Source organism: Sphingomonas mali NBRC 15500 (assembly GCF_001598415.1).
Lineage (GTDB): Bacteria > Pseudomonadota > Alphaproteobacteria > Sphingomonadales > Sphingomonadaceae > Sphingomonas > Sphingomonas mali.
Window position 1 is genome coordinate 16,133 of record NZ_BCYX01000049.1, and the last position, 11,313, is coordinate 27,445.

An 11,313-nucleotide genomic window follows, 5' to 3' on the forward strand; every position below is an offset into this window, starting at 1 on the left:
CGCGCCGTCCGAATATCGATCGGTTCTAGTGCCGCACCTGTTTCAGCTTCGCTGAAACAGACTCCAAACTGGCTATTCGAGCTCCAGGATCACCTGATCGACCGCTAGACTGTCCCCGGTCTTGGCCTCCACCGACTTTACCGTCGCCGCCTTTTCCGCGCGCAGGATATTCTCCATCTTCATCGCCTCGACCACTGCCAGCGGTTGCCCCGCCTGGACGGCGTCGCCTTCCTTGACGTCGAGCCGGACGAGCAAACCGGGCATCGGTGCAATCAGGAATTTGGAGAGATCGGGCGGGATCTTCTCGATCAGATGCTGGGCATAAGGCGCGACATGCGCGGGCAAGGTGCGCGCGACATGCGACGCACCCCGCGTCGTCAGCCGGAAGCCCGTCCGCGTGCGGGCGATCCGCACGGTCAGCTCCTCATCGCCGAGCTCGGCGGTCACGATATGGTCGCCGGGCGTATATTCGAGCGCCAGGTCGAGATCGTCGCCATCGACGACCACGCCGTCGGTCGAGATGTCGACCTGATGGTCCGTGCCATCGATCCGTACCGTCCAGGCCGATGGCGGGCGCAGGCGCTTGCCGAGCTGGCCATCGATCCGCCGCGCGCGATCGGCCTCCGCGGTGGCGGCAAAGGCGGCGACCGCAGCCAGTGCCTTGAGCAGATCGGGCGAGGCCGGCGCGCCGGTGAAGCCGTCGGGATATTCCTCGGCGATGAAGCCGGTGGTCAGCGCACCGTCGCGGAAGCGCGGATGCTGCATCAGCGCCGACAGGAAATCGAGATTGTTGCCGGGTCCATCGATGACGAATTCGTCGATCGCCGCGATCTGGCGATCGATCGCTTCCTCGCGCGTCGGCGCCCAGGTGATCAATTTGGCGATCATCGGATCGTAGAACATGCTGACCTCGCCGCCCTCGAGGACGCCGTCGTCGACGCGCGTGCGGCCCTCGGCGGCATCCACCTCGGCCGGCGGATCGTACTGCACCAGCCGCCCGATCGACGGCAGGAAGCCGCGATAGGGATCCTCGGCATAGACGCGATTCTCGATCGACCAGCCGTCGATCCGCACATCGCTCTGCCCGAACGAAAGCTTCTCGCCCGCCGCGACGCGGATCATCTGCTCGACCAGGTCGAGCCCGGTAATCTCCTCGGTGACCGGGTGTTCGACCTGGAGCCGGGTATTCATTTCGAGGAAGTAGAAGCCCTCACCTGAGGTGTCGGCGCCCGACACGATCAGCTCGACGGTGCCGGCCGAATAATAGCCGACCGCGCGCGACAGCGCGACCGCCTGCTCGCCCATCTTGCGGCGCATTTCGGGGCTGACAAACGGCGACGGCGCTTCCTCGACCACTTTCTGGTGGCGGCGCTGCACCGAGCATTCGCGTTCGTTGAGATAGACGATGGTGCCGTGCTGATCGCCCAGCACCTGGATCTCGATATGGCGCGGGCTTTCGATGAACTTCTCGATGAACACGCGGTCGTCGCCGAACGAGGCAAGGCCTTCGCGCTTGGTCGCCTCGAACCCTTCGCGCACGTCCTGCTCGCTCCAGGCGAGCCGCATGCCCTTGCCGCCGCCGCCGGCCGAGGCCTTCATCATCACCGGATAGCCGATGTCGGAGGCGATCTTCACTGCCTCATCGGTGTCCGCGATCTCGCCGAGGAAGCCGGGCACGACGTTAACCCCGGCCGCCTTGGCGAGCTTCTTCGATTCGATCTTGTCGCCCATCGCCGCGATCGCGTTGGGCGGCGGGCCGACGAAGGCGATCCCGGCTTCGGCACAGGCGCGCGCGAAGCTCTCGCGTTCGGACAGGAAGCCGTAGCCTGGATGGATGCAGTCGGCGCCGGTGATCCTGGCGGCATCGAGGATCAGCTCGGCCTTCAGGTACGATTCCGCCGCCGGTGCCGGCCCAAGCCGCACCGCCTCGTCCGCCATCAGCACGTGCGGGCTGCGCGCATCGGCGTCGGAATAGACCGCGACCGTCGCGATCCCCATCTTCTTCGCGGTGCGAAACACGCGGCAGGCGATCTCGCCGCGATTGGCGACCAGGATTTTCTTGAACATCAGTATCTGCCTACCGCTTCTATTTCTTTGATCCGTGTAAGTGTCAGTCCGGTTCGGCAGTCCATACGGACCATCGTTTCCGCCGACGTCTTCTCGACGCCGAAGGCTATGACGTCGCAATGCGCGTCTCGCCACGCCGTCCAAGTCTGCTGTTCTCTGCTGAACACCCGGATAGCTCCCGGCCGATCGTCGCAACGCGTCGCATTAAGCGGCCGACAAGATCGCAACCGGTGTACGGCTCGCTGAAACGAGATCTTCATCCGCCGGTCCGCTCGTCGGAAATCTGCGATGGCGCAGCGCCGATCACCGCCGGGCGCGACATCTTTACAGGGCGGCGGCGTATAGATTGCTGCGGACAGGACGAGTGCGATCACGATCACTCCGCCGCTTCCATCACGCTGCGCTGCTCAGCGGCCATCGGCGTCAGCCCGAGCTTCGCGAACAGCGCCGCGTCCTTGTCCTCGCCGGCATTGCCCGTCGTCAGGAGCTTCTCACCGGTGAAGATCGAATTGGCGCCCGCCAGGAAGCACAAAGCCTGCGCTGCCTCCGACATGCTCTCTCGCCCCGCCGACAAGCGCACCATACTTCCCGGCATCGTGATCCGCGCGACCGCAACGGTGCGGACAAACTCGATATCGTCGATCTTGGCGAGCGGGGTGTCGGCCAGCATGTCGCCGAGCACCGTGCCCTTGACCGGCACCAGCGCATTGATCGGCACGCTCTCGGGATGCACCGGCAGGCTGGCGAGCGCGTGGATGAAGCCGACGCGGTCGGCGCGCGTCTCGCCCATGCCGACGATGCCGCCACAGCACACGTTGATCCCCGCGCCGCGGACATTGTCGAGCGTCTCGATCCGGTCCTCGAAGCTGCGCGTCGAGATGACGTTGGCGTAATTCTCTGGCGAGGTATCGATATTGTGGTTGTAATAGTCGAGCCCCGCCTCGCCCAAAGCCTGCGCCTGAGCGGGCGTCAGCATGCCGAGCGTCATGCAGGTCTCCATCCCCATTGCGCGCACGCCCTTCACCATCTGGACGAGCGCGGGGATGTCCCTGTCCTTGGGGTTGCGCCACGCCGCCCCCATGCAGAAACGCGACGAGCCATTGTCCTTGGCTTCAGCCGCCGCCTGCAGCACCGCGCGGACGTCCATCAGCTTGGTTGCCTTCAGGCCAGTCTCATGGCTCGACGATTGCGAGCAATAGCCGCAATCCTCGGGGCAACCGCCGGTCTTGATCGACAGCAAGGTCGACAGCTGCACCTCGTTGGCAGCGTGATGCGCGCGATGCACCTCGGCCGCGCGGAACACGAGTTCGGTGAAAGGGAGGTCGAAGAGGGAAGCGATTTCGTCGCGGGTCCACTTCCTAAGCCCCTCCCCTTCAGGGGAGGGGTTGGGGGTGGGGGATGTCTCACCGAGCGCACTCTTTGTGGCACTGCCCCACCCCAACCCCTCCCCTGAAGGGGAGGGGCTTTTGATTGTAATATCACTCATTCCGCAGCCTCTTCTTCAGGGGGCATATTATGACCGAGCAGGCGGAGCACGTCCTCCGCCGCCTTGATCAGATTGGTGCCGGGGCCGAAGATGGCCTGCACCCCAGCTTCGCGGAGGAAATCGTAGTCCTGCGCCGGGATCACGCCGCCGGCGATGACCTTGATGTCGGCGCGGCCGGCATCGCGAAGATGGCCGATCAGTTCGGGGATCAGCGTCTTGTGCCCCGCCGCGAGGCTCGACGCGCCGACCACGTCGACGTCGCTGTCGAGCGCGAGCATCGCGGCTTCCTTGGGCGTCTGGAACAAGGGCCCCGGCACCACTTCGAAGCCGAGATCGCCGAACATCGAGCTGACCAGATTGGCGCCGCGATCATGGCCGTCCTGCCCCATCTTGGCCACGAGCATGCGCGGCTTGTGGCCGAGCCGGCGCTCGGTCGCGGCGACGCCCGCCAGCAGATTCTCCCAGCGCGCATCCTGGTCATACGCACCGCCATAGACGCCCGACACCGGGGTCGGCTTGGTGCCATAGCGCCCGAACACGTCCTCCATCGCCGACGAGATCTCGCCGAGCGTGGCGCGCTTGCGGGCGCATTCGATCGCGAGGCCAAGCAGGTTCTCTCCCCCTTTGGCACCCGCACGCAACGCATCGAGTGCCGCCCGGCACGCCGCCTCGTCGCGGCCGGCCTTGACCCGCTTGATCCGCGCGATCTGCGAGTCACGCACCGCGTGATTGTCGACGTCGAGGATGTCGATATCGGCTTCCTCGGCGAGCCGGTATTTGTTGACCCCGACGATCACGTCCTCGCCGCGATCGACCCGGGCCTGGCGCGCCGCCGAGGCTTGCTCGATCATCGCCTTGGGCCACCCTTGCGCGACGGCATTGGCCATGCCGCCTTCGCCCTCGACACGCTCGATGATCTCCCAGGCGCGATCATAGAGTTCCTGGGTCAGCGCCTCGACATAATAAGAGCCGCCCAGGGGATCGACGACATGCGTGATCCCGGTTTCTTCCTGCAGCACGATCTGGGTGTTGCGCGCGATGCGGGCGGAGAAATCGGTCGGGAGTGCGATCGCTTCGTCGAGCGCGTTGGTGTGGAGGCTCTGCGTGCCGCCTAATGCAGCCGCCATCGCCTCGACCGTGGTGCGGATGACGTTATTGTACGGATCCTGTTCCTGCAGCGAGACGCCACTGGTCTGGCAATGCGTGCGCAGCATCTTCGAGCGCTCGTCCTTGGCGCCGAGGTCGCTCATCACGCGGTGCCACAGCTTGCGGGCCGCGCGCAGCTTGGCGACTTCCATGAAGAAGTTCATCCCGATCGCGAAGAAGAAGGACAGCCGCCCGGCGAACTTGTCGATATCGAGCCCCGCCGCCATCGCCGCCTTGGCATATTCGCGCCCGTCGGCGATCGTGAAGGCGAGTTCCTGGACCTGCGTCGCCCCGGCTTCCTGCATGTGATAGCCGGAGATCGAGATCGAGTTGAATTTCGGCATGTGCGCCGAGGTATAGGCGATGATGTCCGCGATGATCCGCATGCTCGGCGCCGGCGGATAGATGTACGTGTTGCGGACCATGAACTCCTTGAGGATGTCGTTCTGGATGGTGCCGTCGAGCTGGGCCTGCGGCACGCCCTGTTCCTCGCCCGCGACGATGAAGAAGGCGAGGATCGGGATCACCGCGCCGTTCATCGTCATGCTGACCGACATCTGGTCGAGCGGAATGCCGTCGAACAGGATCTTCATGTCGTCGATCGTGTCGATCGCGACCCCCGCCTTGCCGACATCGCCGGTCACGCGCGGATGGTCGCTGTCATAGCCGCGGTGCGTCGCGAGATCGAACGCGACTGACAGGCCCTTCTGCCCCGCCGCCAGGTTGCGGCGATAGAAAGCGTTCGATTCCTCGGCGGTCGAGAAGCCGGCGTACTGGCGGATCGTCCAGGGCCGGCCGGCATACATCGACGCGCGCACGCCACGCGTGAACGGCGCGAAGCCGGGCAGCCCGGGATCGACGCCGGCGACGTCCTCGGCAGTGTAGAGCGGCTTGACCTCGATCCCTTCCGGGGTGTGCCAGGTCAGGTCCCTGCCCTTCACTTCCTTGTCGGCGAGCGCCTTCCAGTCGTCGGGAGTCGGGTTGGTCGTCATGATCGTATCCGGCCTCCAGCGGGAGGCGCTCCTTTTTGATGGCTCAAGCGCCCTTGAACTCGGCCTTGCGCTTCTGGAGGAAGGCCATGCCGCCTTCCATCGAATCGTGCGTCGCCCGCGCGGCGCGCTGATTGTCGGCCTCGCGCTGCATCGCCGCGGCGTAATCGCTCTCCAGCGCCTCGTGCAGCTGGCGGCGCATCATGCCGAGCGCGACGGTCGGGCCGGCGGCAAGCCGTTCGGCCAGCGCCAGCGCCCCGGCATCGAGCGCATCGTCGGCGACAGCCTTGTAGATCATGCCCCAATCGACCGCCTTGGCGGCGGGGACGCGTTCGCCCAGCATCATCATCTCGGTCGCGCGCGGACGCCCGATCAGGCGGGTGAGCATCCAGCTGGCGCCACCGTCGGGGACCAGGCCGATATTGACGAAGGCCTGGAGGAAATAGGCCGTGTCCGAGGCGACGCAGAAGTCGGCGGCGAGCGCCAGGCTACAGCCGATCCCGGCCGCCGGTCCGCGCACCGCGGTGACGACGGGTACCGACAGCGCCGCGATCGCCGCAAGCGTCGGGTTGTAGCTGTCGGTCAGCGCATCGTAGGTCGCCTGCCCCGGGTCGAGCCCGCGCTCGCTGGCCATCAAGGCGCCGCCGCCGACATCGGCCCCCGAGCAGAAGGCGCGGCCGGCACCGGTGATCAGCACGGCGCGCGCACCGTTCAGATCGGCGAGTGCCTGGCCGATCTCGACGAACATCGCCGGCGGCGCGGCGTTGAGCCGGTCGGGGCGGTTGAGCGTCACGACCAGCACGTCGCCTTTGCGCTCGGTCAGGATGTGTTCGTAGGCCATTCGGTTCCCTCTTTCCTCCCTCGCCCCTGGATAGGGGAGAGGGATACCGAAGCTTGGTACCCCGGCCTTCGCCGGGGTGCCTAGCGAAGGTTGGTGAGGGGCCCGCGAAGCGAAGCTTCGCGCGGTCGCTGCGCGACCGCATATCCCCTCACCCAGCTCCGACTAAGGCCGGCTTCGCCGACCCAAGTCTGCGCAACCCTCTCCCACAAGGGGAGAGGGGAAGTGTTTTCAATGCCCGTCCTTGGGCGTCTCCATGATCTCGGTCAGCACGCCGCCCATGTCTTTGGGATGGACGAAGAAGATCGGCGTGCCGTGCGCGCCGATGCGCGGCTCGCCGAGCACTTTCGCGCCCTTGCCCTCGAACCAGGCCTTGGCTGCCATGATGTCGGGCACTTCGTAGCAAAGGTGATGCTGGCCGCCGGCCGGGTTCTTCTCGAGAAAGGCGCGGATCGGCGACGCCTCGCCCAGCGGCTCGATCAGCTCGATCTGGGTGTTCGGCGTGTCGACGAAACACACTTTCACGCCCTGCGCGGGCAGGTCGAACGGATCGTGGATCACGGTCGCACCCATGACGTCACGCCAATAGGGAATGGCGTCGGCGATCGAGGGGGTCGCGACCCCGACATGGTTGAGGCGGCCGAGCTTCACTTATCCGCTTTCTTGTCCTTGGGCTCGGGCGCGCGGACGGGCGGCTGGCCGAGCGTATAGCCGCACGCCGCCAGCACCGAGGTGATCGGCTGCGCGCTCGCCGGGCCGGTGAAGCTGGCATCGATCGGCTCGCCGGTCGTCGTCGTGGTGTGCATCTTGATCGTCTTGGCCGCGGCGAGCGCGGTGGTCAGCGTGGTCACGGCCACGTCATCACGCTGGAACGCGCCCTGCTGGACGAATTCCCAATTGTCGATCATCGGCGTGTTGGCGTCGAAGGTCAGCGATACCGGGCGCGCGGGCGGGCCGCCCAGCGGCGTGCGGCTGAACAGCTGTACCGATACGACGTTCGCCTTGCCCGCGTCGCAGCGCACGACGAGCTTGGCATTGCCATCGGCCGAGGACGTGCCGGTCACCGTCGAGGTGATGGCGGGATCGGTCTTGGGACGGGTCGTTACCGTCCACGGCGCGACCGCCGCCGGTGCGGGAGCGGCCTGGAGCAACAAAGCGAGGATCGAGATCATGAGGGGCGGCCTTTCGTCAAAGCGGGATGTTGTCGTGCTTCTTCCACGGATTTTCGAGGCTCTTGTTCCGCAATTTCCGCAAGCCCAAAGCGATGCGCCGACGCGTCGAATGCGGCTGGATCACTTCGTCGATGAATCCCTTGGCCGCCGCGACGAACGGATTGGCGAAGCGTGCCTCATATTCGGCGGTGCGCTCGGCGATCTCGTCGGGCGTCTTGCCGCGGAAGATGATCTCGACCGCGCCCTTGGCGCCCATCACCGCGATTTCGGCGGTCGGCCAGGCGTAATTGAGGTCGCCGCGCAGATGCTTGGACGCCATGACGTCATAGGCGCCGCCATAGGCCTTGCGCGTGATGACGGTGATCTTGGGCACGGTCGCCTCGGCATAAGCGAACAGCAATTTGGCGCCGTGCTTGATGATGCCGTTATGCTCCTGCGCGGTGCCGGGCAGGAAGCCGGGGACGTCGACGAAAGTGATGATCGGAATCTCGAACGCGTCGCAGAAGCGGACGAAGCGCGCCGCCTTCTTGGAGGAATTGATGTCGAGCACGCCGGCCAGCACCATCGGCTGGTTGGCGACCACGCCGATCGTCCGCCCCTCGATCCGGCCGAACCCGCAGATCACGTTGCCGGCATGCTTGGGCTGGATTTCGAAGAAATCGCCTTCGTCGACCGTCTTCCGGATCAGCTCGTGCATGTCATAGGGCTGGTTGGCCGAGGCCGGGATCAGGGTGTCGAGGCTTTCCTCGATCCGGTCCCAGGGGTCCGATGACGGGCGCTCCGGAACGGGCTCGCGGTTCGACGCGGGCAGGAAATCGATGAAGTCGCGCGCCGCCAGCAGCGCCTCGATATCGTCCTCGAACGCGACGTCGGCGACCGATGTCTTGGTGGTGTGGGTGATGGCGCCGCCCAGCGCCTCCTGTGTCACCACTTCGTTGGTCACCGTCTTCACCACGTCGGGACCGGTGACGAACATGTAGGAGGAATCCTTCACCATGAAGATGAAGTCGGTCATCGCCGGCGAATAGACCGCGCCGCCCGCGCACGGGCCCATGATCAGCGACAGCTGCGGCACCACGCCCGAGGCGAGCACGTTGCGCTGGAACACTTCGGCATAGCCGCCCAGCGAGGCGACGCCTTCCTGGATGCGCGCGCCGCCCGAATCGTTGAGGCCGATCACGGGCGCGCCGACCTTCATCGCCATGTCCATGATCTTGCAGATCTTTTGCGCGTGCCGCTCGGACAGCGAGCCGCCGAACACGGTGAAGTCCTGGCTGAAGACGAACACCAGCCGGCCGTTGATCGTACCCGATCCGGTGACCACGCCGTCGCCGGGGATGATCTGGTCCTGCATGCCGAAATCGACGCAATTATGCTCGACATACATGTCGAGCTCCTCGAACGATCCCTCGTCGAGCAGCACGTTCAACCGCTCGCGCGCGGTCAGCTTGCCCTTGGCATGCTGCGCGGCGATGCGCTTCTCTCCGCCGCCCAAACGGGCCGCGGCGCGCTTCTTCTCGAGTTCGGCGATGGTCGACGACATGGAGACTCCTTCAGAACCCGACCTCTTTCCCCTAGCAGCCTGCCTTCGCAACTGTAATGTTGCAAACTTGCCGAGGGTAGGTTTGCAAACTATTCCATGTCCATGGCCGAAGGCATCCGCCGTATTTTTGCCGGACATCGGATCCGCGCGCTGCGCCAGCGGCTGGGATTGAGCCAGCGCGCCTTGGCGACGCAGCTATCGGTATCGGTCAGCTATCTGTCGCAGATCGAGAATGGCGACCGCCCGATCACGCCATTGGTAATGGTGGCGCTGGCCCGCGCCTTCCCTGCCGATTGGGAGACGATCGCCGCCGCCGACGAAGGGATGTTGCTGGTCGATGCGATCGAGGCGTCGAGCGATCCCAGCGTGCCCGATGCGCGGCTCGACGAAGCGACCTTGCGCCGCGGGGCGCGGCAACAGCCGCAGCTCGCGCGGCGGATGGTCGCGCTGCATGCCGCGTTTCGCCGATCGCAAGAGCAATTGCGCGCGTTCGACGACCGGTTCGAGGCGGGCGCTGCCGAAGCAGCGCGTTTTCCCTGGGAGGAAGTGCGCGACTGGTTTCACGCCGAGCGCAATTATGTCGACGCGCTCGACCGCGCGGCCGAGGCGATCGCCGAGGAAATGGGCGAGGATGCGATCGATCGCGCCGCGCTCGAGAATCGGCTCGGCCGGCGCTTCGGGATCATGGTCGCCGCCGATCGCGAACTCGGCGGACCGGTGCGTGCTTACGATCCCGATGCGCGCCTGTTGCGGCTCGACCCGGCCTTGCCCGAGGCGAGCCAGCGCTTCGCGCTCGCGCACCAATTGGCGCGGCTCGAATTCGTCGAATTGATCCGCGACATCGCCAGCGACGGGATCGCCTCCGATGCCGGGCGCGCCTTGCTCGCCGCCGGGCTGACCAATTACGCCGCGGGCGCGCTGGTCATGCCTTATGCCCGCTTCCGCGCCACCGCGCGCGAGCTGCGCCATGATATCGACCGATTGAGCCTGCGGTTCGGGGTCAGTTTCGAACAGACCTGCCATCGCCTGTCGACATTGCAGCGGCCGGGGGCGGCGGGCATCCCGTTCTTCTTTTGCCGCGTCGACATGGCGGGCAATATCACCAAGCGGCATTCGGCGACGCGTTTCCAGTTCGCCCGGTTCGGCGGCGCGTGTCCGTTATGGGGGGTGCACGAAGCAGTCGCGATCCCCGATCGCATCGCGGTGCAACTCGCCGAGACGCCGGACGGCACGCGCTACGTCTCGATCGCCAAGGGACTGGTCAAGCCGTCGGGCAGCTTCACGCGCAGTCCGCGGCGCTATGCGGTGACGCTCGGCTGCGAGGAAACGCATGCCGCCGATTTCGTCTATGCCGACGGCCTCCGCGCCGATGACGCCGCGACCCCGATCGGCGTATCGTGCCGCATCTGTCCCCGCAGCGATTGCGATCAGCGCGCTTTCCCCCCGGCGGCAAGCGAGATCCATATCGATCCCGACACGCGCGGACCGGTCCCGTATTCCTTCGGTTAATGTACCTGAACGAACTTTGCGCCCTCGCGATCATCCGCGACACATTCGTACATCTCACGACACAGATCGGCGACAGTTTGGGCCGAAACCGTCTCTCGACCGATGTTTGGTCAAAGGAGTGAGAGACATGAAAAAGCTGACAGTGATGCTAATGGGGCTGGGCTTCGCCACCGCAGCTTTCCCCGCCGTTTCGGTCGCCGCGCCGTTCGCGCCGCTCAACCAGCGCGCGCAGATGATCCAGTCGCGGATCGACCAGGGCATCCGTTCGGGCGGACTCGATCGCCGCGAAGCCTTCAAGCTGCAGAGCCAGCTCCGCGGGATCCAGAAGCTCGAATATCGCTATCGCCTGTCGGGCGGGCGGATCGACATGCGCGAACGCGCCGATCTCGAGCGCCGCTACGACGCGCTGAGCGCCAAAGTGCGGTTCGACAAGCATGACGGCCACCGCCGCTGGTAGTCGTGATTGCGGGAGCACCCAACGAAAAGGGGTCGGGAAACCGGCCCCTTTTTTTGCGAACATAAGCCCCTCTCCCGCTTGCGGGAGAGGGAGGGGCCCGCCGCGA

Annotated in this window: 10 protein-coding genes; 2 read left to right on the top strand and 8 right to left on the bottom strand. The window is 65.7% G+C overall.

Going from position 1 to position 11,313, the window contains the following annotated elements; translation table 11 throughout:
• Positions 1-72: 72 nt before the first annotated feature.
• From SMA01S_RS21030 to SMA01S_RS21060, 8 genes are all read right to left on the bottom strand, one after another.
• The gene (locus tag SMA01S_RS21030) at positions 73-2,070 is read right to left on the bottom strand and encodes an acetyl-CoA carboxylase biotin carboxylase subunit (RefSeq protein WP_169804284.1); all 1,998 of its coding nucleotides are present in this window, start codon (positions 2,068-2,070) and stop codon (positions 73-75) included.
• Complete coding sequence (locus tag SMA01S_RS25410) at positions 2,067-2,447, bottom strand: lysozyme inhibitor LprI family protein (protein ID WP_157094071.1); 381 nt, start codon at positions 2,445-2,447, stop codon at positions 2,067-2,069. The genes SMA01S_RS21030 and SMA01S_RS25410 overlap by 4 nt, the downstream gene beginning before the upstream one ends.
• Positions 2,444-3,508: a biotin synthase BioB gene (gene bioB, locus SMA01S_RS21035; RefSeq protein WP_281179205.1), complete on the bottom strand. Its 1,065-nt coding sequence runs from the start codon at positions 3,506-3,508 to the stop codon at positions 2,444-2,446. Before bioB ends, SMA01S_RS25410 begins: the two co-directional genes overlap by 4 nt.
• Before the next feature lie 41 nt (positions 3,509-3,549).
• Positions 3,550-5,691 (bottom strand): methylmalonyl-CoA mutase, encoded by a 2,142-nt coding sequence (gene scpA, locus SMA01S_RS21040; RefSeq protein ID WP_066827000.1) that lies wholly within the window; start codon positions 5,689-5,691, stop codon positions 3,550-3,552.
• A 43-nt stretch (positions 5,692-5,734) separates the two neighbouring features.
• Positions 5,735-6,529 carry an enoyl-CoA hydratase-related protein gene (locus tag SMA01S_RS21045; RefSeq protein WP_066827001.1) on the bottom strand — a complete coding sequence of 265 codons (795 nt, stop codon included), beginning with the start codon at positions 6,527-6,529 and terminating at the stop codon, positions 5,735-5,737.
• A gap of 228 nt (positions 6,530-6,757) precedes the next feature.
• Positions 6,758-7,177, bottom strand: a complete 420-nt coding sequence (gene mce / locus SMA01S_RS21050; protein ID WP_066827002.1) for a methylmalonyl-CoA epimerase — start codon at positions 7,175-7,177, stop codon at positions 6,758-6,760.
• On the bottom strand, positions 7,174-7,698 hold the full coding sequence (locus tag SMA01S_RS21055) for a hypothetical protein (protein ID WP_245649364.1): 525 nt from the start codon (positions 7,696-7,698) through the stop codon (positions 7,174-7,176). Before SMA01S_RS21055 ends, mce begins: the two co-directional genes overlap by 4 nt.
• A gap of 16 nt (positions 7,699-7,714) precedes the next feature.
• On the bottom strand, positions 7,715-9,241 hold the full coding sequence (locus SMA01S_RS21060; RefSeq protein ID WP_066827003.1) for an acyl-CoA carboxylase subunit beta: 1,527 nt from the start codon (positions 9,239-9,241) through the stop codon (positions 7,715-7,717).
• Between the two features lie 102 nt (positions 9,242-9,343).
• Here SMA01S_RS21060 and SMA01S_RS21065 point away from each other — a divergent pair, with 102 nt between their 5' ends.
• The gene (locus SMA01S_RS21065) at positions 9,344-10,750 is read left to right on the top strand and encodes a helix-turn-helix domain-containing protein (protein WP_245649366.1); all 1,407 of its coding nucleotides are present in this window, start codon (positions 9,344-9,346) and stop codon (positions 10,748-10,750) included.
• Positions 10,751-10,877: 127 nt separating this feature from the next.
• Positions 10,878-11,207 (top strand): hypothetical protein, encoded by a 330-nt coding sequence (locus SMA01S_RS21070; RefSeq protein WP_066827010.1) that lies wholly within the window; start codon positions 10,878-10,880, stop codon positions 11,205-11,207.
• The last annotated feature ends 106 nt before the right edge of the window (positions 11,208-11,313 follow it).

Coding starts and splice junctions, on each gene's coding strand:
- scpA (WP_066827000.1), bottom strand. CDS start 5,691: ATGACGACCAACCCGACTCCCGACGACTGGAAGGCGCTCGCCGACAAG.
- SMA01S_RS21045 (WP_066827001.1), bottom strand. CDS start 6,529: ATGGCCTACGAACACATCCTGACCGAGCGCAAAGGCGACGTGCTGGTC.
- SMA01S_RS21055 (WP_245649364.1), bottom strand. CDS start 7,698: ATGATCTCGATCCTCGCTTTGTTGCTCCAGGCCGCTCCCGCACCGGCG.
- SMA01S_RS21060 (WP_066827003.1), bottom strand. CDS start 9,241: ATGTCGTCGACCATCGCCGAACTCGAGAAGAAGCGCGCCGCGGCCCGT.
- SMA01S_RS21065 (WP_245649366.1), top strand. CDS start 9,344: ATGGCCGAAGGCATCCGCCGTATTTTTGCCGGACATCGGATCCGCGCG.
- SMA01S_RS21070 (WP_066827010.1), top strand. CDS start 10,878: ATGAAAAAGCTGACAGTGATGCTAATGGGGCTGGGCTTCGCCACCGCA.